The 23,310-nt window shown below is 59.5% G+C and carries 14 protein-coding genes and 9 pseudogenes; 14 read left to right on the top strand and 9 right to left on the bottom strand.

Features of this window, described 5'->3' with window-relative positions:
* Window positions 1–256 precede the first annotated feature (256 nt).
* The 4 genes from VL15_RS35050 (at window position 257) to VL15_RS35035 (ending at window position 7,908) form a co-directional block, all read left to right on the top strand.
* A complete protein-coding gene (locus tag VL15_RS35050) occupies window positions 257–1,471 on the top strand; it encodes an efflux RND transporter periplasmic adaptor subunit (RefSeq protein WP_048251382.1) in 1,215 nt (404 codons plus the stop codon).
* A 13-nt stretch (window positions 1,472–1,484) separates the two neighbouring features.
* On the top strand, window positions 1,485–4,673 hold the full coding sequence (locus VL15_RS35045) for an efflux RND transporter permease subunit (protein ID WP_048251381.1): 3,189 nt from the start codon (window positions 1,485–1,487) through the stop codon (window positions 4,671–4,673).
* On the top strand, window positions 4,670–6,139 hold the full coding sequence (locus tag VL15_RS35040) for an efflux transporter outer membrane subunit (RefSeq protein WP_048251380.1): 1,470 nt from the start codon (window positions 4,670–4,672) through the stop codon (window positions 6,137–6,139). The genes VL15_RS35045 and VL15_RS35040 overlap by 4 nt, the downstream gene beginning before the upstream one ends.
* Before the next feature lie 110 nt (window positions 6,140–6,249).
* The gene (locus VL15_RS35035; RefSeq protein WP_053077763.1) at window positions 6,250–7,908 is read left to right on the top strand and encodes a mechanosensitive ion channel family protein; all 1,659 of its coding nucleotides are present in this window, start codon (window positions 6,250–6,252) and stop codon (window positions 7,906–7,908) included.
* Window positions 7,909–7,939: 31 nt separating this feature from the next.
* Here the strand turns inward: VL15_RS35035 and VL15_RS41175 are convergent.
* A pseudogene (locus VL15_RS41175) lies at window positions 7,940–8,384 on the bottom strand (IS5 family transposase); the annotation flags it as partial.
* A 171-nt stretch (window positions 8,385–8,555) separates the two neighbouring features.
* Between VL15_RS41175 and VL15_RS42930 the strand changes: the two are divergent.
* Window positions 8,556–8,750: a hypothetical protein gene (locus VL15_RS42930; protein ID WP_196319663.1), complete on the top strand. Its 195-nt coding sequence runs from the start codon at window positions 8,556–8,558 to the stop codon at window positions 8,748–8,750.
* A gap of 52 nt (window positions 8,751–8,802) precedes the next feature.
* Window positions 8,803–9,912, top strand: coding sequence for a hypothetical protein (locus VL15_RS42925; protein ID WP_063778230.1), 1,110 nt, complete (start codon window positions 8,803–8,805; stop codon window positions 9,910–9,912).
* Window positions 9,913–10,029: 117 nt separating this feature from the next.
* Here VL15_RS42925 and VL15_RS41165 read toward each other — a convergent pair.
* Window positions 10,030–10,242: pseudogene (locus tag VL15_RS41165) on the bottom strand (transposase); the annotation flags it as partial.
* 244 nt (window positions 10,243–10,486) lie between these two features.
* Here VL15_RS41165 and VL15_RS41155 point away from each other — a divergent pair.
* Entirely contained in the window at window positions 10,487–11,641 is a 1,155-nt protein-coding gene (locus tag VL15_RS41155; RefSeq protein WP_080971054.1) for an IS110 family transposase, read from the top strand.
* Here the strand turns inward: VL15_RS41155 and VL15_RS35020 are convergent.
* From VL15_RS35020 to VL15_RS41150, 4 genes and pseudogenes are all read right to left on the bottom strand, one after another.
* Window positions 11,620–12,726: pseudogene (locus tag VL15_RS35020) on the bottom strand (IS256 family transposase); the annotation flags it as partial. The gene VL15_RS41155 and the pseudogene VL15_RS35020 sit on opposite strands and share 22 nt — an antisense overlap.
* 722 nt (window positions 12,727–13,448) lie before the next feature.
* Window positions 13,449–13,814 (bottom strand): hypothetical protein, encoded by a 366-nt coding sequence (locus tag VL15_RS35015; protein WP_155420359.1) that lies wholly within the window; start codon window positions 13,812–13,814, stop codon window positions 13,449–13,451.
* Complete coding sequence (locus tag VL15_RS42330) at window positions 13,801–13,977, bottom strand: hypothetical protein (protein ID WP_155420358.1); 177 nt, start codon at window positions 13,975–13,977, stop codon at window positions 13,801–13,803. Before VL15_RS42330 ends, VL15_RS35015 begins: the two co-directional genes overlap by 14 nt.
* A 119-nt stretch (window positions 13,978–14,096) precedes the next feature.
* Window positions 14,097–14,249, bottom strand: a pseudogene (locus tag VL15_RS41150) (IS5/IS1182 family transposase); the annotation flags it as partial.
* Window positions 14,250–14,803: 554 nt separating this feature from the next.
* Between VL15_RS41150 and VL15_RS35010 the strand changes: the two are divergent.
* The 4 genes and pseudogenes from VL15_RS35010 to VL15_RS41145 all read left to right on the top strand — a co-directional run.
* Window positions 14,804–16,933 (top strand): type I secretion system permease/ATPase, encoded by a 2,130-nt coding sequence (locus tag VL15_RS35010; RefSeq protein WP_048251377.1) that lies wholly within the window; start codon window positions 14,804–14,806, stop codon window positions 16,931–16,933.
* Window positions 16,934–16,953: 20 nt separating this feature from the next.
* Window positions 16,954–18,378 (top strand): HlyD family type I secretion periplasmic adaptor subunit, encoded by a 1,425-nt coding sequence (locus VL15_RS35005; RefSeq protein WP_048251376.1) that lies wholly within the window; start codon window positions 16,954–16,956, stop codon window positions 18,376–18,378.
* 97 nt (window positions 18,379–18,475) lie between these two features.
* Window positions 18,476–19,864, top strand: coding sequence for a TolC family protein (locus VL15_RS35000; protein WP_155420357.1), 1,389 nt, complete (start codon window positions 18,476–18,478; stop codon window positions 19,862–19,864).
* 386 nt (window positions 19,865–20,250) lie between these two features.
* Window positions 20,251–20,521 (top strand): annotated as a pseudogene (locus VL15_RS41145) (transposase); the annotation flags it as partial.
* A 93-nt stretch (window positions 20,522–20,614) separates the two neighbouring features.
* On the opposite strand, the gene VL15_RS43735 reads toward VL15_RS41145, so the two are convergent.
* A complete protein-coding gene (locus VL15_RS43735) occupies window positions 20,615–20,821 on the bottom strand; it encodes a hypothetical protein (RefSeq protein ID WP_048251374.1) in 207 nt (68 codons plus the stop codon).
* Between the two features lie 114 nt (window positions 20,822–20,935).
* Here VL15_RS43735 and VL15_RS42320 point away from each other — a divergent pair.
* Together VL15_RS42320 and VL15_RS42315 are read left to right on the top strand one after the other, a co-directional pair.
* Window positions 20,936–21,091 (top strand): annotated as a pseudogene (locus tag VL15_RS42320) (Tn3 family transposase); the annotation flags it as partial.
* A gap of 113 nt (window positions 21,092–21,204) precedes the next feature.
* Window positions 21,205–21,329, top strand: a pseudogene (locus VL15_RS42315) (IS5/IS1182 family transposase); the annotation flags it as partial.
* A 34-nt stretch (window positions 21,330–21,363) separates the two neighbouring features.
* Here VL15_RS42315 and VL15_RS42310 read toward each other — a convergent pair.
* Window positions 21,364–21,612, bottom strand: a pseudogene (locus VL15_RS42310) (IS110 family transposase); the annotation flags it as partial.
* Window positions 21,613–21,829: 217 nt separating this feature from the next.
* Here VL15_RS42310 and VL15_RS42305 point away from each other — a divergent pair.
* Window positions 21,830–22,930: an RIO1 family regulatory kinase/ATPase gene (locus VL15_RS42305; RefSeq protein ID WP_196319662.1), complete on the top strand. Its 1,101-nt coding sequence runs from the start codon at window positions 21,830–21,832 to the stop codon at window positions 22,928–22,930.
* A gap of 121 nt (window positions 22,931–23,051) precedes the next feature.
* Here the strand turns inward: VL15_RS42305 and VL15_RS41135 are convergent.
* A pseudogene (locus VL15_RS41135) lies at window positions 23,052–23,285 on the bottom strand (transposase); the annotation flags it as partial.
* Between the last annotated feature and the right edge of the window lie 25 nt (window positions 23,286–23,310).

The following is a 23,310-nucleotide window of genomic DNA, read 5'->3' as shown; positions in this document are numbered from 1 at the left end:
TTTATGACACCGTCTCTTAGCGACAAGCGGGCATTGATGATGCGATTAAAAATTGGAAAATTCCAATGCAATTCATGCATTTGTAATGCATATGGATTTTAGGTCAGAATCATCCGTCGAAATTCAGGGGCGCGGATTGGTGGTGTGAACGATACGATGACTTGCTATCGGAACCAATCCTACGCGGTAGGAGAAATCCGATCGTCGCGTCGTCGACATCAACAACCAGCGAGCTTTGTCGATACGAGGACAGACGATGAGAGAACGGAGTCGAACATTGAAGAATGGGCGCATTGCGTCGTTCGTGCCTAGCGTGGTCGCATTAGCCTCCGCAATCGCGGCGTTGTCCGGTGGTTGCAAGCCAGTCGGCGTGCCGGCCGTGTCAGGCATTGCCCAGGTGACCACGCAGCGCGTCGCCGCGCAGGAGGAGCCCGCGACGATGGAATTCGTCGGGCAGACGCAGAGCGATCATGAGGTCGAGATCCGTTCCCGCGTGTCGGGCTTCCTTGTTAAGCGGAATTACGCCGAAGGCGCGGACGTCAGGGCAGGGCAGGTGCTGTTCGAGATCGATCATGAGCCGTTCCAGGTGCAGGTCGACGCCGCGAAGGCAGAGTTGGCGCAGCAGACCGCGCGGCTCGGACGCGCGAAGGCGAACCTCGCGCGCGTGCAGCCGCTTGCCGCGCAGAACGCGTTGAGCAAGAAGGATCTCGACGACGCGGTCGCCAGCGAGCACGAGGCCGCGGCAGCCGTCGATGCGGCGCGCGCGAATCTGGCCTCGCGGCAGCTAGACCTGTCCTATACGTATGTCAGGTCGCCAATCAACGGCGCTGCAAGCTTTGCGTCGCAGATGGAGGGCGCGTACGTCAACGCGCAGAACAGCCAGCTCACGACAGTGTCTTCACTGTCGCCGATGCGCGTGAACTTCAGTGTGTCGGAAAACCAGATGCTGCAACTGCAGAATGCGCGCAAGACCGGCCGTCTTGTTGCGCCGAAGGACGGCCGCTACGAGGTCGAGGTCACGCTGAGTGACGGCTCGGTCTTTCCGGAGCGCGGCCGGATCACGTTTGCGGACTCGACCTACAGCCAGCAGACGGGCACGTTCCTCGTGCGCGCCGAAATGCCGAATCCGAAGTTGGCGCTGCGTCCGGGCCAGTTCGTGCGCGCGCGTGTGCTCGGAGCGACATTTCCGGCGGCGATCAGCGTGCCGCAGCGAGCGGTGATGCATGGGCCGAAGGGCGATTTTGTCTACGTCGTCGAGCCTGCCGACAAGGGCGGCAGCGTCAAGGCAGAGCAGCGGCCGGTGACGGTCGGCGAAACCTCAGGCGACCGCTGGCTGATAAGCGCAGGCCTGCGCAGCGGCGAGAACGTCGTCGTTGACGGCGCGCTCAAGCTGAGCGCCGGTGCGCCCGTCAAGGTCGCGCAACAGCTCCCGGCGGATATGGCCTCGGCCGCCGCCACCGCACAAAACTGAAGAGGAGGCACCCATGCTTTCCGCCTTGTGCGTGAAACGGCCCGTTCTCGCGATTGTCCTGTCGCTCGTCATCGTGATCGCGGGGCTTGTCGCGATGGTCAACCTGCCAATCGCGCAATATCCTGACCTCACGCCGCCCCAGGTCACCATCACGGCCACCTATCCTGGCGCTGATTCGCAGACAGTCGCAGAAACCGTTGCTGCGCCGATCGAGACGCAGGTCAACGGCGTTGACAATATGATCTACATGCAGTCGACCAGCTCGCCGACCGGACAGATGTCGCTCAACGTCTACTTCGATACTGGCACCGATCCAGACATCGCGCAGGTGCAGGTGCAGAATCGCGTGAACCTCGCGCTCGCGCAATTGCCAACCGTCGTGCAGCAGAACGGAATTAACGTGCAGAAGCGCTCATCGAGCTTCCTGATGCTGATCGCAGTCTATTCGCCGGACGGAGGCTACGACCAGCAGTACGTCGGCAATTACGCGAACCTGTATGTGCTCGACGCGATCAAGCGGGTGCAGGGCGCGAACCAGGCCCAGATCATGGGCGACTCGGATCTCGCGATGCGGATTTGGCTCAAGCCGGACCGGATGGCCGCGCTTGGCATTACCGCGACCGACGTGCAGAACGCCGTCGCGAGCTACAACCAGCAGTACGGTGCGGGCAGCATCGGACAGGCACCGACTTCGCGCGGCACGGTGCTGAGCTTCCCGATCGTCACGCCAGGTCGGCTAGCGAAGCCAGCGGACTTCGACAACATTATCGTACGCGCGGCGAGCCAGAATGCGGCAGCTGTCCGCATGCGTGACATCGGTCATGCGGAGGTCGGGCTGAACAGCTATGCGCTGCGCTCGTCGCTCGATGGTAAGCCGGCGACGATCATCGCGGTCTACCAGCAGCCAGGTTCGAACGCGCTGCAGGTCGCGAAAGGTGTGCGCGACGCGCTCGCCGGCATGCAGGCTACGCTCCCGAAAGGAATCTCGACCAAGGTTTCGCTCGATACGACGAAATTCGTACAGGCGTCGATCGAAGAGGTTGTGCATACGCTCGTCGAAGCTGTCGTGCTTGTCATCGCTGTCGTGTTCCTGTTTCTGCAGAGCTGGCGCGCGACGGTAATTCCCGTCGTCGCGGTGTTCGTATCGGTGATCGGTTCGTTCGCGGGGCTGCTCGCGCTGGGCTTCTCCATCAACCTGCTGACACTGTTCGCGCTGGTGCTGGCGATCGGGATCGTCGTCGACGACGCGATCGTCGTCGTCGAGAATGTCGAGCGCAACATGCACGAGTTCGGACTGTCGCCGCACGACGCGACGCTGCGCGCAATGGAGGAGGTAACGGGCCCAGTGATCGCGATCGTACTGGTGTTGTCCGCCGTGTTCATTCCGGTCGCATTCGTTAGTGGCACGACGGGGATGCTCTACAAGCAGTTCGCGCTGACGCTCGTCGTGTCCGTGGTGATTTCCGGCTTTGTCGCGTTGACCATGTCGCCCGCGCTCGCAGCGCTGATCCTCAAACCGGCGCGTGGCAAGTCATTGCGGTTCTTCGTCTGGTTCAACGCGCGCTTCGACCGGCTGACGCAGCGCTACACGTCGACCGTTCGCACGGTGATGCGGCGCGCACTGCTATCAGTCGTGCTATGCGGCGCGATGTTGACTGCCGTATGGGGGCTGTTCGAGCACATTCCGCGCAGTTTCGTGCCGAAGGAGGATCAGGGCTATGTGCTCGCCGCGGTGTTCATGCCCGATTCGGCGAGCCTCGACCGCAGCGAACGGACGACCGAGCAGGTCGCCGCGATGTTCCGTAAGCATCCGGCGGTCGAGGATGCGTCCGCGCTGTCCGGCTACAGCTTTGTCGACGGCCAGTACAAGACGAATGCCGGTACTGTGTTCATCGCACTTAAGGATTTCAAAGAGCGCGCGGGCAGCCTCAGGTTGTCGATTCTGGGCGTGATGCGCTCGGTCGTGCCGCAATTGCGTGGCATCCAGCAAGCGATCGTCGTACCGGTCGCGCCGCCGTCGATCCCTGGGCTCGGAACCCAGGGTGGCTTCGAATTCTGGTTGCAAAACCGCTCCGACGGCACTGCCGCGCAGCTCGAGGCGACGACGCGCGCGTTCATCGCGGAGGCGTCAAAGCGCCCGGAACTCGCGAACCTGATGACGACGATTAAGTCGTCGTCGCGCCAGCTGCGCGTTGAGGCCGACAACGACAAGGCTGCGGCGCTTGGCGTGCCGATTTCGCAGTTGTATGGCACGCTGCAGACGCTGTTCGGATCCGCGTATGTGAGCCAGTACACGCTCGACAGCCGTGTTTGGCAAGTGATCCTGCAGGCGGAACCGCAATATCGTGATCGCGTGCAGGATTTGCAGAACCTATATGTGCGGCAGGCCGACAACCGGATGGTGCCGATCGCCGGGCTCGTGAAGGCGTCCTATGTGAGCGGTCCCGATCTCGAAACGCGCTTCAACGGTTTTCCCGCAGCGAAGATCACCGGCGACGCTGGCAGTGGCTACAGTTCCGGGCAGGCGATAGCAGCGATGGAGGAGGTTGCGCGCGATATGCTGCCGACTGGCTATGCGTTTGCGTGGAGCGGCGAGGCGTTTCAGGAGCAGAACGCTGGCAACACGACGGCCGCTGTGTTCGCGTTTGGTATCGTGATGGTATTCCTGATCCTCGCCGCGCAGTACGAATCGTGGACGCTGCCGCTGTCGATCCTGACCGCCGTACCGTTCGGCATCTTCGGCGCGCTCGTCGCGATATGGCTGCGCGGGCTCGACAACGACGTGTATTTCCAGATCGGCCTGGTCACGTTGGTCGGGCTCGCCGCGAAGAACGCGATCCTGATCGTCGAATTCGCGGTGGTGAAGCGCAATGAAGGGATGGGCACCGTTGAGGCTGCGATCGAAGCTGCACGGCTGCGCCTTCGGCCGATCGTGATGACGTCGCTGGCGTTCATCCTCGGTGCGATCCCGCTTGCGATTGCGTTCGGCGCGGGTGCGAATTCCCGTCATTCGATCGGTACAGGGATCATCGGCGGGATGATCGCAGCAACCTCGCTCGCACTGCTGTTCGTGCCGCTGTTCTTCCATCTGATTGCGTCGCTCGCCGAGTGTATTGAGCGCGCGCGATCCGAACCGAACAAGCCTATGCTGGCGGTGGCGAAGCGACCCGGCGCGCATCATGGCGAAGGAGATGCCTTATGAAGTCCGGTCGCACGATATGCGTGTTGCTTGCATTCGCGTTGTCCGGATGCACGATAGGTCCCGATTATCGGCGGCCCGAAACTGCCGCGCCCGATGCATATCCGCACGCGCCCGGTCTGGGCGCGCAGGTTGATCCAGACGTCGGCTGGTGGCGGGCATTCGGCGATCCGGTGCTCGCAGATCTCGTTGACGAAGCCGTGCGCGACAACTACGATGCGCGGGTCGCTGCCGCACGGATCGAGCAGTTCCGCGGCCAGCTTGAAGCGGCGCGCGCGGGGCTGTTTCCGCAGATCGGAGCATCGTTCGACGCGAAACGAGGGAAGCGCTCGATATTTTCCGGCACGCCGCTCGTGGATTTCGACGGGCCGAACAACCAGTTCCAACTATTGGGCTCCCTGAGCTGGGAAATCGATCTGTGGGGCAAGATCCGCCGTCAGGTCGAGGCGGCGAATGCCGACCTGTGGGGGGCCGAATATGCGCGCCGGGGCGTCGCGTTGTCGCTTGCGGCATCCGTCGCGCAGGGATACCTGACATTGCGCGGCCTCGACGCGCAGCTTGCGATCACGCAACAGACGCTGGATGCCCGAGCGCATGCACTTGAGATATTCCGGCTGCGCTATGCGCATGGCGTGATCTCCGAGATGGAGCTTAGCCAGGCGAAGGACGACTACTACGCGACGCAGGCCGCGATTCCGCCGCTGCGGGCGAGTATCACGAAGACAGAAAACGCGCTGTCGGTGCTGCTTGGGCGCGCGCCCGGCTTGATCTCCCGCGGCCGTCCGATCGATGCGTTGACGCCGCCGTCGCTGGCTTCGGACGCGCCCGCCGCGCTAGTGAGCCGCCGGCCCGATTTGCTGGAGGCCGAACAGAACGCGGTTGCGGCGAACGCGCTCGTCGGAGCGGCCGAAGCACTGTATCTGCCGTCGCTCGATCTGTCGGCGGTTATTGGGCAGGCAGCGACCACGATGAGTGGACTGTGGCACGGGGCGTCGCGGATCTGGGGGCTGTCCGGAAGCATCGCGCAGCCGATCTTCGAAGGCGGTGCGATCCACGGGCAGGTTCGTGCCGTGCGCTCGCAAAGTGAGCAGGCGCGGCTCGCGTACCAGGGCGCCGTGCTGTCTGCGCTGGCCGAGGTCGATACGGCGTTCGCGGCGACACGCGAGGCCGAGACGCGCCTCGCGAGCCTCGACAATCAGCAGGACGCGCTGACCGTGTACACGCAGCAATCGAGCGCGCGCTACGAAAGCGGCTATTCGAGCTATCTGGAGGTGACGACCGCGCAGGAGAAGTTGTTCAGCGCACAGCTTGCGGCCGTGCAGGGGCGCGTCGATCTTTTGACGAATTACGTGACGCTTTACAAGGCGCTGGGCGGAGGGTGGCGCGCGATGCCGAATGCGGTACACGAAGTTGGTGAGTCGTCGGTAGTGCCTCAGGCGGCTGCCATTCGGCAGCGCGGTACCAGCTGAACATACGTGCTACCCGCTGCTTTGCACGATCGCACGTGGCCACCCGTACGCCGGGCTGGCATCCAGCGTGCATCGTGCTTCGTTTGTTGCAAAGGTGTTAGATGAGGCGAATGGAAGTGCTTGGCTGGATCGCTGCATCGCTGGCGTCGCTGCCGGTGCGAGTGTGGCTCGCGGGTTTTGCGCTGGCGGCCGGCTGCTGTGTGTCGGCCGGTTCTGCATTAGCCGCGGCGTCGCCTGCCGAACTGCGCTTTACCGGGCATGTGGTCATCGTGTTCCGCGATGAAGTCGCGGGTGCAACGCCGGAGATGCGCGTGGCGCGTGCGCGGGCGACGCTCGACGCGCTGCCCGAGGCGGCGCTCGCGCTGCCGATCGAAATCGGCGCCGCGACGCTCGGCAGTGTGACGGGAACCGTGTTCAGGCTTGGCGATCACCTGCTGTTCATCGTCACGCGCGACGACGTTGACGTGGCAGCCGCACAAACGATGCCACAACTGCTGGAGACGACTCACGCGAACCTCGCCGCCGCGCTTGCGGCTCGGCGCGTGGTGCAGCACTGGCCGAACCTGCTGCGCGGAGTGCTGTTCAGTGTGCTCGCGACGATTGTGCTGGCGGCCGTTGCGTGGGGTGTGCTGCGCATGCGCGCGCTTATTCAGGTCCGCATGCAGCGTGTACTCGAACAGCATCTGCTGCGCCGCACTGCGACGCGCTTCGACTGGTCCGGCACGGCTGTCCAGCTTGCACGGCAACTCGTGCAACTGATCGCGGCGTTCCTAATCGCGTTTGCCGTCTACGCGTACCTGATCGTCGTGCTTGAACGCTTTCCAGTGACCGAGCAGGAGGGCGGGCGACTGAGTGCATTCCTGATCGGTCTGCTAGACCGAATTGGCATGGCCGTGATCAACGCGGTGCCGGGGGTAGTGACCGTCGTCGTGATCTTCCTGCTGACACGCTCGGTGCAAGGCTTCGTCGCGAACCTTTTCCGTGCGATCCAAGGTGGTCAGCTCTCGCTGCCTGGCCTGCATGAGGAGACTGTCGGTGCGACGCGGCGGCTCGTATCGGTCGGCATTTGGGTGCTAGGCATCACGTTCGCGTACCCGTATATTCCCGGTTCGCAGAGTGATGTATTCAAGGGTTTGAGCGTGTTGCTCGGTTTCATGGTCACGCTCGGCTCGTCTGGCGTCGTCAACCAGCTGATGAGCGGCATCATTGTCGTCTATACGCGTTCGCTGCGCAAAGGCGATTTCGTGAAGATCGGCGACACGACAGGCCTCGTGCTCGCAATCGATGCGCTGTCGGTGAAGATCTCGACCGTGCGAAACGAGGAGGTCACGATTTCGAACGCAGTGGTCGTTAGCTCCGTGATCGTCAACTACTCAACGCGCCTATCGGGACGGCCGTCGAGCGTGTCCGCGTCGGTCACGATCGGCTACGACACGCCGTGGCGGCAGGTGCGCGCGATGCTGGAGCAGGCCGCGCAGCGCACGCAGCACGTGCCAGCCGAGCCTGCGGCTCTTGTGCTACAGACGAGCCTGTCGGATTACTACATCGAATATCAGCTTGTCGTGCCGATAGACCGGCCTGAGCTTCATCCGCGTGTGCAATCGGATTTGCACGCGAACATCGTCGATGTATTCAACGAATACGGTGTGCAGATCATGTCGCCGCACTTCCGGGGGCAACCAGACATGGCCGTCGTTGTGCCACCCGAGAACTGGTATCCGGAGCCGGCGCTGCGCGATCCGCAACGGAACCGCTCGACGCCCGTGTGAATATCGTCTGTCGTTCAGCGCTAGGTTCTGTTCACGTTCTCACCAGCGTCCCGAATGCACAAGCAAGCGACGCAAAAGCAAGGTAGTTGCTCGCGAGCTTATCGCAATGAGTGGCGACACGACGATAATGTTTGATGTGATCGAAGAAGCGTTCGACGATGTTTCGAGTCCGGTACAGCGCTCGACTATGTCGACGCTTGGTAGTTCGATTCGAACGCGGCGGGATGACCACCTTCGCACCAGCCGCGCGAATCGTCTCGGCAAACGCATCCGGGTCGTACGCTGTCCGCAATCACGGCCGCGGTACGCAGGTGCTCGACCAGTTCGTTTGTACAAGTGATCTTGGCCACCTGACCTGCGGTGGCGATCAGCCGCAAGGGGCGTCCGGCGTCGTCGACGGCCAGATGCAGCTTGGTCGTCAGTCCGCCTCGCGAGCGACTGAGCGCTTGCAGGCCGATTTTTTGCGCGCCGGCCGTAGAACAAAGCAAAGATCTCAACTGGAGATGCCCGCCGCACCGGCATTTGACGTTCGAATTGACAATTTTACTGGTAGTCTCGCCAAAATAACGTCGTCAATTCGCGTCACAGACTTCGAATCCCTTTCGTAAGATATTGATCTTATAGAAAATTCCCTGTCGATGACCCCGGTGGCAGTAGTGCGACCGCGCGGCGCGCATCGCTTCAAGGCGTTCAGGCTCAAGCTCGCCTGTCGAGTCAAGTTGTACCGATGGCCGGCGCTCGAGCAGTGGCTCGTGCTCGAATCGGACCCGACCGTGCGCACGTTTTGCGAGCGCCCGGGCTGCGTGATGCTGAACGGGCAACGGCTCCTTGCCGATTTCTGAGTGCGCTACGCCGACCGTCGAGAGTTCATGGTCACCCCCCGACCCGGTAGCGATGCCCAGCCGCACGCAGCAGCCGCTGATCGCGGCCAACGCGATGACGATACGGCGCATCGCGCCGGCTGAGCTCGCGGCGTCGCGTATGTGGATCGAGAACTGGCAGCGCATGTTTCCTTGCCTCGTTGCGACGCGTGGCCTGCTGTCCGAACCGCTCCTTGACGACATCACACGCTTCGTCGCGCATCCGCAACCGTTGCTCGCCATCGAACGCGCATTGTCGACCGGTGATGCGATGCTGGTTCGCGCGTCGGTGTTTGGTCTGCTGCACACGGGGCGCATTCGGGCGCCCGCGTTGCACGTCAAGGTCCGCATGCAGGCGATCGAGCGCGACGCGCTAGACGATGCGGTCCGGGATATCGAAGTCGCGACCGGCGTCAATCGGCGACAGCTGTATCGTCTGAGCAAGTGCGCACCTGTGCCACATCCCGAAGGACGCATCTACGGATACCGTGCGCTCGTTGCCACGTGCGCGTCGCGGAGTATGTGCGCATGCAGTCGGTTGCGATCCGGGGCGAGGGCGGGAGCCGCGGCATGGTGGGCTCGCTGTCGCAGTTGCTGGAGCGTTATCCGGCGCTCGCCGGGGTTGCGGCTGCAGCTCAAACAACGCCGGGTGACACTCGAACAACGGCCCGTCGAGGGCGAACTGCGCACCCGCCTGCGCGGGCTGAATGCGCTTCACGCAGCGATTCTGCAGCAGTGCCAGGAAGTTGGTTTCACGGCCGCGGATAATCCGTTCAACACAGCGGGCCATGCGATCCGTTCGCTGTCGGCGCGCGTCAAGACAGAACTGCTGCGCGGCTTCGGCACGGCCGCCCGCGCGGCGGGCGCCATCCACCTCGGAGGCCTGCCGCACCTCGACGAGGCTGCGGCGCCTGTCGCCCGTCGTCCGTATCAGGTGGTGGAATTCGACGGCCACCGGCTGGATTTTCGGCTCAAGGTGGTTGTGCACGATCCGCTGGGATTCGAGCACGAATTCGAGATCGAACGTGTGTGGCTGCTCGTGATCGTCGACGTCTGTACGCGCGTGGTGTTTGGCAATCATGTCATTCTCGCGCGTGAGTACAGTCGCTCCGACGTCATCAAGACGATCGAGCAGGCGCTGTAACCTCATCGCGCACGCACTTTCACGATCCCGGGGCTGGCGATCTTTCTTGCCGAACTCCGATTGCGCGTCCGCGAAAGTGGGGTGTCAGGATTTCCGTGTTCAAGGCGGGTGGAGCAATTACACGGAAGGCCGAACGAACCGATCTGCGTAAAGGATAGCGAATTGGTTCATGGCGGTCTTCCAGTCATGCGCGGCACTTCCCCAATTCGCGGTGATGTTGCGCAAGGCCAGCCAGATGAGTTTGGTGGCGGCCTCGTCGGTCGGGAAGTGGCCATGGGTCTTGATGATCTTGCGCAACTGCGAGTTGATATTTTCAATCGCGTTCGTAACCGGCATGATATAGCCGGTGCCTCGCGGTCCCGCGCCGAGCAGTTCGAGCGTATGGTGTGACCATCCGGGACATGGGGCACTGGGGAGCACTTCGGGTGGGCAGGCCGTTCCTATACGATGAGCCGCGAGCTCGTGTTAGTAGTTGGCCGCCCCTGCGACCCGCCCGGTTGCGCTGCGAGCGCGAATCCGTAGTTGTCGTGCTGTCCCACCAGCTCCCAACAGTGATCAGAAACGGGAGACGGTTATGCGAATCGTAGGGTTAGATGTGTCGCGCTCCGTGGCAGAGATCGCCTACCTGGAGGATGGCACGCTGCATGCAGGTGGCCGCACCGGGTTACGACGCGATGAACTGGAGCGCTTTGCGGTAAAGCTGCGTGCCACTGATCATGTGGTACTCGAAGCGACCGGCAATACCACTGCCATCGTCAACGTCTTGCGCCCGCATGTCGCGCGTGTGGTGATTGCCAATCCGCTGCAGGTACGGCTGATTGCCGAGGCGCGCGTCAAGACGGACAAGATCGATGCGGCCGTGCTGGCGCAGTTGTATGCGAGCGGCTTTCTGCCGGAGGTGTGGATGCCGGACGAGCGCACGCTAGCGTTGTGTCGGCAAATCTCGCGCCGTTCACAACTGGTTCGACAACGCACACGACTGAAGAACGAGATTCACGCGGTCCTGATTGCACACCTAATCGAGCGATGTCCCGCCAGCGATCTGTTTGGCAAGAAGGGGCGTGCCTGGCTCAGCGTTCAACCGCTGCCGCTCGACGAGCGTCTGGGCGTCGAACAGCGATTGCGCGTGATGCTGACGATCACTGGTGTCAACACCACGGTGGCGATCGGACTGCTATCGGCCATCGGCGACATCGAGCGGTTTCCGAATCCGGAGAAGCTGGTGAGCTACTTCGGGCTCAATCCATCGGTCTATCAATCCGGTCCAACACCGGCCAGGCATGGCCACATCACCAAGCGCGGTCGCTCTTACGCACGGGCGATGCTGGTCGAGGCTGCCTGGGGCGCCACGCAGGCGCCTGGACCGCTGCGTGCGTTCTTCCTGCGCGTGCGCGATCGCCGCGGCCAGCAAATTGCCGTCGTCGCGACCGCACGCAAGCTCGCAGTGATCGTCTGGTATGTGCTGACACGTGGCGAACCGTTCGCGTGGGATCGTCCCGCGTTAACCGCGCACAAGCTGCGCGCGTTGGAACTGCAGGCCGGAATGCCGGCACGGCATGGCTCGCACAAAGGTTCGGCTGCCGCCTACAGTCTGAAGAGCGTCCGCCAGCAGGAGCGAGCCGTGGCTGCGCAGTCCGAGCGAACCTATCAGAGACTGTTTAACCGATGGAAGCAGTCGCGCCCCAAATCAGACAGCACGCCGATACGGTGGCCGGAAGCGCGGACATAGCGAACGAGCGAAGTACGGCGTGGGGGCTTGTGTATTTCATCCGTCGTGTAGATGATCTTGCGCACACCCGGCGGAAACGCAAAGAACGGGATCACGCGATCCCAGGCGCTGCGCCACGCGCTACTGACGGTCGGGAATTTCTGGCCCCACGGACCATTCGCAAATGCCTCGAGTTCAGCCTGAGCGGCTTCCGCGCTCGGAGCGGCGTAGATCGGTTTGATCGCGGCAGCCAGTCCTCGACGGTCCTTCCAACTGGCGTAATCGAGGCTGTTGCGGATCAAATGGACGATGCAGGTTTGCAGCGTCGTGGCCGGAAACACCGCTGCCAGCGCTTCGGGCATGCCCTTAAGACCGTCAGTGACGGCGATCAGGATGTCGTGAACGCCGCGCGTCTTCAGATCGTTGAATACCTTCATCCAGAATTTGGCACCCTCGGTATTCTCGATCCACAGGCCCAGGATCTCTCGCGTGCCGTCGGGCAGCACGCCCAGCGCCAGGTACACCGCCTTGTTGCGCACGACGGCGTCTTCGCGAATCTTGACCCGCAGTGCGTCGAAAAACACGACGGGATACATCGGCTCGAGCGGTCTGGCCTGCCAGGCGGTTACTTCGGCCATGACCTCGTCGGTGACCGAACTGATGAAGTCGGGCGAGACCTCGGTGCCGTACTGTTCCAGCAGGAAGCCCTGGATCTCGCGTACGGTCATGCCTCGGGCATACATGGCGACGATCTTGTCGTCGAAGCCCGTGAAGCGCCGATCGTGCTTGGGAATCAGGATGGGTTCGAAGCTGCCGTCGCGGTCACGCGGCACCTCGATACGGATCGGACCGTCTTCGGTCAGAACCGTCTTGGCCCCTTTGCCGTTGCGTTGATTCGTGGCGTTGGCCGGCTTGGCAGCACCGGGAGGGTAGCCGAGATGATGGTTCATCTCGCCGCCCAGTGCCCGTTCGATCAGCGCCTTCTTGAGCGCCAGCGTCGCGGCATTGATGGCTTCAGCCGTCATCGGGCCGTTGCCGAACTGCTCAAGCAGCTCGGCCGGAATCGCCGGCAGAGCCGCCGGCTGGGCTTTCGGTTTGCGAGGCATAAACTCTCCTTGAGAGCATGTTATGCCTTAAACACAGAATTCCTGACAGGCCCGCGAAAGTAGCGGCGAGCGGCATGAGTGCTTTGCCTCACCGGCTTTCTGTACCTGCCCTGTACGCGGCACCCTCAAGCAGGGTGCTTTCATCTTCAAATTTTTTTTGCAACACCTTGGTCGTACACGACTTCGCCGCCATCAGGTGCGCTGTCGAGCGCAAAACTCGCGCCGCTGGCCGCGCCCCGGAGCACGGCTTCGATCCGGTGCCGCTGCGCCCACGGCATATCATTCCAGCGAGTGCCGCAACGTTCACGTACACCATGCGCGTACGCCGTCTTTGAACACGCCCAGCTAAGGCAAGCCAACCTTCGATACCCGTCACGAAGTGCATTTGAACGAGGGCCGGGCCCAGCCGCTCCGGGAGAATCTTGGCTTGGAGAAGTGCCATCTTCCGGGTCGTCTCGACTCTCTGCGTTACCCTGCCGTCCTCGGCACGCACGTTGGCTAACCTCGCAAACGGCCCGACAAGTTGCACGAGGTAAAGGATGCGACTGCCGTCGATATCGGCACCCTAACGGCATTGAGAGCAGAGAACGGCTGGGCCGCCGTCGCTGGACCGTCGAGCGCACGCATGTATGGCTTACCAGAATCGGTGAGCCACACATCTATTTCGAGCGTCAGCTCGACATTGATTTTGCGCTCGCTTCACTTGCGGCGACCTCATCCGCTCACGACTTGTTGTCGACTTGTGTTAGCGGCTCGAAACTGCTCAGGGATTGCACATCACTCTCTTCTAGTTTTTCTTGCCCCTTCACACCCCACAACCCCTCCATCTTGTCTTGCTCCCCCATACCGAACAACCTCTCCATCTCTGTCTCCAGTCCCCTCTCGTCCGGCTCCTTCTCATCCGACACTGTTGTGTTAGCAGATTTTATAACCAAATCAACTGCACGACTCTTCAACACATCGAGTTCATCAAACTTTTCTACCTTCTTGCTCATCCCAAAAACCGATTTAATTCGATCGGACATAGAAATTTGCTTCTCACCTTGCAATTTCCCTATATGCTTGATAGCAGAATTAAGATTTTCCATGCAATCCATGGGTTGTGGGGTCGGCATTAACAAGCCCTCGAAGATAATCAATAAACTCGCCTCTCACGCTGCCATTTTTCTTAATTAAAATATTTGTATCTTTGACGTCTTTTATGTTTTTTATGTCTAGGCGTTGTCCAGAAAAAGCATTGGAAATCTTCATTTTTGATCCTCGAATTTATTTAAATGAGAATTCACGATATCAACCCACGACCATCTCGGCTTCCAAAAATCGACCACGAACCGCCACAGGAGCCATCGAGGTTTTGATAAGAGGTCAGTTCAAAAAGGCTGCTCGATACGCCTGAAGATGTTCCAACAGACAAGCGAGCAACCGAGTTTCAGGAATGCTTCATGAATGTCAGCCCGTCGCTCGAAGCGAGTGCGTAGGCGACGGAAATTGTGGAGCCTGGACGTGCGTTCGACCACCCAACGATTGACCCTGCCGCGATTCCATGCACAGCAAGATGTTTGATAACTTTTCTTGCACATATCGGGCATTTGCCCGATTCGGGCATCGTGACTCAATGCGATCATCAATCACCTGTCGGCGTTGGCGATTGTGGTCGCACCGTGGCGGTGCCGTGCATGCGCGCAAAAAAGTGGGCTGTGCAGCGTAGCCGGAAAACATCGGGTGCAATCGGTGGCTGTTAGCTAATGTGACTTTCCGTGTCAAAGGATATCGATTTTTTGCTTTCGTATAAGCGGACGTCGTTGCCGAAAGGGGTTGCGATGCCGGTGCCTTTGTATAGCTGGATCGCTCCACCGAAGCCAAGGTCGTTTTCCGTAGTGCTTGAATCGCAGGTCGAAATGTCGCCGCAGTCTGCCACTGTGCTGCGCGGGCAATGTGGTCGAGCGCTCCTGCAATCTTATCGCGCATTTTCGTTGCGCCTCTACTCGTTACAACAAGCTCTCTGGCGGCTACCTCGCGTTCGCGTCGCTTGCCGGTGCGTTTGGGCTGTACGCGAAACTGTGAACAGGATCCAGAAATGAACATTCTCGACCCCGAATTGTCAGGTCGTGGCGACCCCGGCCTTGCGGCGCTCATCGTCATTGCTCAATTCCACGGCATCGCTGCCAGCGCCGACCAACTGAGTCACGCCGCTGGTGTTCGATCCGGTCAGCTCAGTGCTAAAGATCTTGAACTGGCCGCGCGCTCCCTCGGCCTCAAGACCCGCCACGTTTGCGTGACGCTTGATCGGTTGTCGAAAACGCCGATGCCCCTCCTCGTGCTCGACGAGAATGGGCGCCATTTTATTGTGGCCAGCTGCGAAGGTGACAAAGCGCTCATTCTCGAAGCCGGTGCCGGCAGCCCGACCATCTGCACGCCGATGGAGGTTATCGCGCGCTCGGGCGGTCGCGTACTGTTGTTCGCATCGCGCGCATCGCTTGCAGGCGAATTCGCGCACTTCGACTTCTCATGGTTCATCCCTGCCGTCGTCAAGTATCGCCGGCTGCTGCTCGAAGTCTTGCTGGTTTCGGCAGTGCTGCAGATGTTCAGCCTCGTTTCACCACTGATGTTCCAGGTTGTGATGGACAAGGTGTTGGTCAATCGCGCGTTCAATACCTTGAACATCGTCTGCATCGCATTGCTCGTGAGCGCCGTGTTCGAGGTTTTTCTCGCCGGCGTTCGCAATTATGTGTTGTCGCATACCGCCAGCCGTATCGACGTCGAGCTTGGTGCGCGATTGTTCCGGCATCTACTTGCGCTGCCACTATCGTATTTTGGAGTGCGTCGTGTCGGTGACACCATTGCACGCGTACGCGAGCTCGAGAATATCCGTAGTTTCCTGACGAGCCAGGCGATTACTGCGGTGATCGATCTTCTGTTTTCGGTCGTGTTCATCGCCGTAATGTGCATGTACAGCATCTGGTTGACGCTTGCCGTGGTTGTCTCGTTATTCGTCTATGCGGCGATCTCGATCGGGATCACGCCGACGCTGCGTGCTCGCCTGGATGAGAAATTCGCGCGCAGTGCCGACAATCAGTCGTTCCTGGTCGAAACGGTTTCAGGTGTCGAGACGGTCAAATCGATGGCCGTCGAACCACAATTTACGCGCCGTTGGGATAATCAGCTCGCTGGCTATGTAGCAGCAAGTTTTCGCGTTAGCACGCTCGGCAGCATCGGTCAGCAACTGATTCAACTAGTTGGGAAGCTCGTCACGCTCGTCACGCTTTTTCTCGGTGCCAAGTTCGTGATCGACGGCAAGTTGTCGGTGGGCCAGTTGATCGCATTCAACATGATGTCTCAGCATGTCGCCGCACCAGTGTTGCGTCTCGCACAACTCTGGCAGGATTTTCAGCAGGTCGGCATTTCGATGAGCCGGCTCGGCGATATCCTTAATACTCGATCTGAACTCCCGAAAAGTCGTCAAGCGCTGCCACCTGTCCGTGGCGAAATCAGCTTCCAGCATATCCGTTTCCGATACCGGCCGGACGGCCCGACGATTCTCGACAACGTATCGCTGGAAATCGCGGCGGGAGATGTGGTCGGCATCGTCGGTCGATCCGGCTCCGGGAAGAGTACGCTGACCAAGCTGCTTCAACGTCTCTATCTGCCGGAGGAGGGGCGCGTGCGCATTGACGGCATCGATCTGGCGCTCGCCGATCCGGCATGGCTGCGCCGCCAGGTAGGCGTCGTACTACAAGAGAATTTCCTCTTCAATCGATCGATCCGCGAGAACATCGCGGTAACCGATCCTGGTATCCCGCTGGATGCCGTGATGGATGCGGCTCGTTTGGCCGGCGCGCACGACTTCATTTCGGAACTACCGGAAGGTTACGACACAGTGGTCGGCGAACAAGGCTCGAGTCTGTCGGGTGGACAGCGGCAGCGGGTCGCGATTGCGCGCGCGCTGGTTACCAATCCGCGCATCCTGATTTTCGACGAGGCGACCAGCGCGCTCGACTTTGAAACAGAACACGTCATCCAGCGCAATATGCGGGCGATGTGCGAAGACCGCACCGTCATCATCATCGCGCATCGACTCAGCTCGGTGCGTCATGCGGATCATATTATCGCGATGGACAACGGACGCATCGTCGAAGTCGGCTCGCACGATACGCTACTCGAGAAGCGGGGTTATTACGCCCACTTGTTGTCGCTGCAGAACGCATAGCCGCGCCCCTGACTCGTACCATGAAACTGATCCACCACCTACAAGCACTCAACGATCTCTTGGGTCGATATGTGGCGGTTGTCCGCGAATCTTGGGCAATTCGTCGCGATCTCGATGGTGAGGCGCGCCTTACGCATGAGCGTGCTTTTTTGCCAGCCAATCTGGAACTCGTGGAGACACCGGTTCATCCCCTGCCGTTGTGGACCATGCGCGTAATCGTCGCACTCGGGATACTTGTCGTGTTGATCGCGTGCTTCGGCAGGCTCGATATCGTTGCCGTCGCGCCGGGCAAGCTGATTCCACGCGAACAGGTCAAGACGATCCAGCCGGCAATTACCGGCGTAGTGCGTCGCATCCTGGTTCGTGACGGGCAACGGGTGGAGGCCGGCCAGTTGTTGATGGAATTGGACGCCACGCAGGCCGCCGCGGATTTGGACAAGGCACGTTTGAACAAGACCGAAGCCGCAATGACGGCGGCCCGCTCGCGGGCATTGCTCGATGCACTGCAGCGCACTCTGGCGCCCGTTGTCGCGAGAATCGAGGGCGCGACGGAAGCGCAACAACACGAGGCGCAGCATCTCGCGGAAGGACTCTATCGCGAATATTGCGACAAACTGAGCAGCGCGCAGGCAGAGCTAATGAAGCGTGAAGCGGGACTCGGTACGACCACACAGCATATCGCCAAGCTCGCGGCGACAGCCCCGCTGGCTCGGCGGCAGGCGGAGGATTACCGATCGCTAGCCGACGACAAATATGTTGCAACCAATGATTACCTCGACAAAGAGCAGACGGCACTCGGCCAGGAACATGAACTTGCCGCGCAGCGCAGCCATGCTCGTGAGCTGGCGGCCGCCATCGCGCAACAGCGCGCGGAGATCGCGTCGATTACGTCACAGTTCCGACGCCAGCAGCTTGATCTGCTCGACAAGTCGACCCAGCAACTCGCGCAGAGTCATCATGACGAAACCAAGGCCGACACCCGGCAGAAACTGCTGAGCTTGACCGCGCCGGTGACGGGCACGGTTCAGCAGTTGCGGATCCACACATTGGGCGGTCTGGCGACGGCGGCGAGCCCGGTGATGAACATTGTTCCGGACGATGTAATCGAGGTGGAAGCGAATCTTGAAAATAAAGATGTAGGTTTCGTGAAGGCCGGGCAGGCCGCGATTGTCAAGGTCGAGGCGTTCCCGTATATGCGTTATGGATTTCTGACGGGAACAGTCGAGTCAGTGTCGAACGACGCAGTACAGGATCGGAGGCGCGGTCTGACTTTCGTGACGCGAATCCGATTGGCAACTAATCGAATTCGGGCGAACGATGCATGGGTCAACCTGACACCGGGGATGGCGGTTACTGCTGAAATCAAGACCGGCACGCGCAATGTCGCCCGTTATTTTCTGGACTCGGTGATCCAAACCGGACGGGAGAGTTTGCGTGAGCGGTAAGATGTCGATCGCCCAGAATTTCAGGGTCAGACTATGCAAGAGCCGACGCGTTTGCTTGTTTGGCATCCTTAGCCTGTCGTTGAACTCGGCATGTGCAATGGACCCACTGATCACCAGTCAGTCCGTTTCAGCTACCCCTGCGGCAGCCATGGTCGGTGACAGCCGTGCCGGCGCATGCGCGCTCGATGCTTTGCCGAACCCATTACGACTGCAGGATGCGGTCGAGCGAGCGCTTTGCAATCACCCTAAAACGCGGCAAGCGTGGGCGAATGTTAAGATTCAGGCGGCCGCCGTGGGAGCAGGCCGAGCGGGGTTTTTGCCGACGATCACTGGAAATTGGCAAGGTACAAGGAACAATGCGACTAGTCAGATCGCCGGGAATTCGCAATACAACACGAACAACCGAACTAATGTGCAGAATGCCAGCGTCTCGCTGAGCTGGGTCTTGTATGACTTCGGCGGCCGGTCGGCAGCCCTGCGCAACGCATCGGCGTTGTTGGCTGCCGCGCAGGCCAATCAGCAGGCAACGCTTGAAGCCGTCTTCGCGACGGTCGCGAAAGATTATTATGCAGCACAAGCCGCCCGGGGCGCGTTGACTACTGCGCGTGGGGTCGTGAAAATGGCCCGCGACAGCTTACGGGCTGCCTCAGCGCGAGTCGATAAAGGTGTGGCGGCAATCAGCGATCAATTGCAGGCGCAGACAGCGTATGCTGAGGCAGTAGTCAATCGCACAAAGGCCGAAGGGGAATGGCAAAGCGCGCTGGGCATGCTTGCGTCGGATATGAATTTGCCGCCGAATGTGGCGATCACGTTATCAGATGTGGGGGATGGGGTCGCCCCAGATAAGGAGTTCAGTGAATCCGTGGCCGAAATGATCGCCGAAGCTGAGCGCACACATCCGAGCATTGTGGCGGCTCGGGCGCAGGTCAAGGCTGCGAATGCAAAAGCCGATCAGATCCGTTCGCAAGGATTGCCGCGGCTGAGTTTCGTTACCCAATATAACTACAACAACCAACCTTCCAGCCCGCAGATTGGCTATCCGGTTTTACCTGCGATCCGCCGCGAATGGTATTTCGGCTTCCAGCTGACGATTCCGATCTTCGAAGGCTTTGTGCGTACCTATCAGGTGCGTCAGGCAAATGCGCAAACTGAATGGCAGCGAGGGGCGTTCGACGAGGCGCGTCAACAAGTAGGACGCGATGTCTGGACCAGCTATCAGGCGTTGCAGAGTGCGACGAAGAACCTGGAACACAGCGCGGTGCTGCTGGATATTGCGCAACGTTCATACGACGCGGCGCAGCGGCGCTACCAAGTAGGCGTGGGTAATATGCTGGAGCTGCTGAATACGCAATCGTCGCTGGCCGGGGCGAAACAGCAACGGGTTCGGGCGCTGACCAATTGGCGCTCGGCCCGACTTCAGTTGGCTGCAAAGCTCGGAAAGCTTGGCATGTGGCGATTGACGGGCAGCGAACAGTCGAGGGGATGAGCAGTTTGTCTTGCGTCGATTGCTATCCAAGACGCGCACGCCGTGATTCGATTTCTGTCAGGTTGAGATAATAAGCGATTCAAAAGTAATTGAAAATGCAAAAATTGCATAAAAGTGTGATTCTAAATATTATATAATTGGATTATTGATAAAATTATTTCGCTGCGCTGAGGAGGGCGGCGCTGCATGTCTGATATATTCGATCTGGCATGCGCTTTTTGTCAATGTTCGCCATATTGGATTTGTATAATAATTGTAATTTTATTGATGAGGTGCTGAAAATGTGACTCTGGCCAACTCTGCTAACTCATCACAAAATATATCGGACCATTCAGGAGGCAGCGGTGAGGTGGGATCAGGATTGCGCAGCAAGAAGGTGTCTCTGATTGAAGGTTCATCACGCCACGCTGGTCGAGATGTGGCTGGCCGAGCACGTAGACGAGATCGAAGTGTTCTACCTGCCGCCGTACAGCCCGGAGCTGAATCCCGGCGAGATGCTCAACGCTGACCTGAAGGAGAACGTGACGAAACAGGGCTCCGGCGCGGACCAAGGGACATCTCAAGAAAGCTGTCACCAGTCATTTGCGTCGACTCCAGAAATCACCACGGCGTGTCGCTCGCCATTTCATGCATTGCCCCATCCGCAATGCGGCTTGATTCAAAATGATGCATTTCCGACCAATAATTGTTAAATAAATTTAATTAAAGGAGTTCATGATATGAAAATCAAGAATAAAATTTTCTCGTTGCCTACTCGTCAAACTGAATCGCATCATGACGCTTGCGCAGCTCGAATTCATCGAACGACAGCAGGCCGTTCACTTCCTGGGATCGCTCGGCACTGGCCATTGACGCCGCCTGTCGATTGTGCAGGGCGTCGAAGTCGTACGCGCCGGCAAGAGCGTCTACTTCGGCTCGCTGGCCGAGATCGTGACCTCGATAGTTGGCCCTGATCAATTCGTTGTGTCCAGCGTATGAGGTCAGGCCATGGGCGGCACAACGGTTTGGTACCACTCAAGATACAAGAGAACTCACTTGCCAGATGGCTACAAGAAACGTCTCAGGTCAATCGCGCGCATGCTGTCCTTCGTCAACCACCGGCATGTTAGCCTGGACAAACTCGAGACCGCGCAGCGCGAGTTGATCGAGCTGTACCGGCGGCTCGACCTGCCGAAGCATTGGGGCGACGGCACGCAGTGCGATATCTACGACAATAACCTGTTCGCTTTGGCTGGAATATGCAACTGAGGGAATGGGTATCGGGTATTTGCCCGATGCGCGTATCCCGACTCAATGTAATCATTGTTTGCCTTCTAGCATAAGAGACGGTTTCATAAAGGCTGCATCGCTTCCGTCGTCTCCGTACTTGTTTCGAGCGCCGGGCTGACATTCACGGCGCGTTCCTCAAACTCGGTTGCTCCTGATCTGCTGGAATACCCTCCGGCGCGCCCTGCAGCCTTTATGAAACCGTCTCTAAGCGATTTTGGTCTCATCGTGGTGGCAGTCGCCGTCAGCAGGCCAACACCCGGTATCGCAGCGATTGCCTTGCATGCCTTGTCCTCTTTCGGTCAGGCCTGCGGGTGCCGCTCGATTTCGGCTATCTGCTTATCCAGATTCTTCAGCCCGTTCCACTGCTCGCGCAGCGTTTCGATCAAGATCATCGGTAGAAGACGATCGATCAGTCGCTCGAGTACGCCCGGGATCGCTTTATCCAGCGCGGCCCGTCCCTTGGTCATCACTTCCCCGTATCTGATTATGATCCAACTCTCCTGCGTTATAATTCTCTGGCCGCGCAACACCACCTCCCAGTAGGCGTATTTACCGAATCGACCAATCCTCTTCACCGAATCCACGCCCATGCCGATCAACGCCCTCGCCCCGCGTCCCACGAGTTCTCCCGTCAGGTCGGTCGACAATACGCCTCCAGCCGGCGCGCATGCAGGGCAGCCGGATATTCAGGCTGGTATGGCTACCGCGGTACAAGGTGTTTCTAATGCCTTGTGCAGTCAATGGCTGAGCGGTGCGCTCGACAATACAGTTCCCATGGCGCGACCGAAAACGACTGGACTGCTTAATTTCGTTATACGAAGCGTTCTGGCCAGGCGCCCGGTTGCGCTGACGCTTAATATCTCTAAAGCGTCCGAAGCGGGCGCGGTATTGGGGCGAGGTCTGTGCGGGGAGGTGCGAGAGGACCTGGAGCACGAGGGGTTCGTTGTAAAAGAATTTCGTGCAGATCGCAGTGTGGCGAACGCCGAGTGCGAATTGTTCAAGAAGGTATATGGCGAAGAAAGCGCGGAGGTGTTCGAAAAGGATGGGCAAACGTATTTGAGGATGCTGAGAGTCCCAGGAAAACCATTAAATGCCTGCGATGAACTTCCGGCGAATAGTAGAGAGCGCTTCTTAAGTATGCTCGCGGATCTTGGTGATTTGAAAATTATTCATGGTGACCTTCACGCAGGCAACATCATGTATGACACAGGATCGGGAAAATTCTGGCCAATCGATATGAGTAACGCTTATGAAGCGTATTACTCGACCCCAGCGGCTCGCGAGTTCATGGATCGGGATAACCAGCAGAGGTTCGACCAGATCATGCGATGTCTTCCCGATCCTCGATGGGATGATGCAAGCAACCGGCTTGGCGGTGCCGCGCAGCTCGCCTGGTCGTCAGAGCAAGCGCCCCCCCAACCCGCGGCGCGCCGTCCCAATGGATTGCTGACGAGTGCGACGCAGCGATCACGGCCTTTGCAACTTGGAAACATTGCCCCGCTAAAAGAGACGCAACAGATGCGGCTTGGCAAGGCGAAGGGGTTGTCCGGGACATTGGACGACAGGGACGCAATCACGCGCGACACCAGCGTACCCGCCTACGTTCATCCAGTGAGGAAACAGGTTTACGATGCGTTGAATAGCGCTGAGTTGAAGTATGTATCTGTTGAGCAGATGGGTACGGTGGATAGGCTTGTTCAGTCCGCCTCGACCTTCCTACACCAACACGGCGTCGCTGGATCGTCGCCGAATAGTGTCGAGGTGTCGTCGGCCAATGTTTTGCTGGCCCCTCAATAGAAAGAGTCGCCAATACAAGTGAATCGGGAACAGATGATCGAAGCGGCAACAGAGTAAGCCATCAATAAACGACGCCCTGCCAATGAGAGGCAGACGGTCAGATGTTTAAGCTGTTGCGAAATTAATCGGATGCGGTCTTGAACCGTCTGAACGCATGAAGCCAGGCAAAGGAACGTTCGATGAACCAGCGCGTCTTACCGAGGCCACTGCCATGAGGTGAACCGATTTTGGCGAGCAAGGGCGTGATGTCGCGTTCGCGCAGGCGCTGCCGGTGTGGCTCGGAACTGTAGCTCCGGTCACCCTGAACAATTTTCGGTTTGCGCAGAGGACGTCCGCGTTTTCCTCGGATGGGGGGGGGCTATGTGTTTCGTCAAGCGTTA

Origin of the sequence: Burkholderia cepacia, assembly GCF_001039005.1 — a bacterium.
GTDB classification, from domain to species: domain Bacteria; phylum Pseudomonadota; class Gammaproteobacteria; order Burkholderiales; family Burkholderiaceae; genus Burkholderia; species Burkholderia theae.
The sequence above is the reverse complement of the archived record's forward strand: the minus strand, read 5'-3'. Positions and strand labels throughout refer to the sequence as shown.

Bases quoted from the DNA above. Each gene is read 5' to 3' on its own strand.
- VL15_RS35050 (WP_048251382.1), top strand. From the start codon at position 257: ATGAGAGAACGGAGTCGAACATTGAAGAATGGGCGCATTGCGTCGTTC.
- VL15_RS35045 (WP_048251381.1), top strand. From the start codon at position 1,485: ATGCTTTCCGCCTTGTGCGTGAAACGGCCCGTTCTCGCGATTGTCCTG.
- VL15_RS35040 (WP_048251380.1), top strand. From the start codon at position 4,670: ATGAAGTCCGGTCGCACGATATGCGTGTTGCTTGCATTCGCGTTGTCC.
- VL15_RS35035 (WP_053077763.1), top strand. From the start codon at position 6,250: ATGGAAGTGCTTGGCTGGATCGCTGCATCGCTGGCGTCGCTGCCGGTG.
- VL15_RS42925 (WP_063778230.1), top strand. From the start codon at position 8,803: ATGCCCAGCCGCACGCAGCAGCCGCTGATCGCGGCCAACGCGATGACG.
- VL15_RS41155 (WP_080971054.1), top strand. From the start codon at position 10,487: ATGCGAATCGTAGGGTTAGATGTGTCGCGCTCCGTGGCAGAGATCGCC.
- VL15_RS35015 (WP_155420359.1), bottom strand. From the start codon at position 13,814: ATGGAAAATCTTAATTCTGCTATCAAGCATATAGGGAAATTGCAAGGT.
- VL15_RS42330 (WP_155420358.1), bottom strand. From the start codon at position 13,977: ATGAAGATTTCCAATGCTTTTTCTGGACAACGCCTAGACATAAAAAAC.
- VL15_RS35010 (WP_048251377.1), top strand. From the start codon at position 14,804: ATGAACATTCTCGACCCCGAATTGTCAGGTCGTGGCGACCCCGGCCTT.
- VL15_RS35005 (WP_048251376.1), top strand. From the start codon at position 16,954: ATGAAACTGATCCACCACCTACAAGCACTCAACGATCTCTTGGGTCGA.
- VL15_RS35000 (WP_155420357.1), top strand. From the start codon at position 18,476: ATGGACCCACTGATCACCAGTCAGTCCGTTTCAGCTACCCCTGCGGCA.
- VL15_RS42305 (WP_196319662.1), top strand. From the start codon at position 21,830: ATGGCTACCGCGGTACAAGGTGTTTCTAATGCCTTGTGCAGTCAATGG.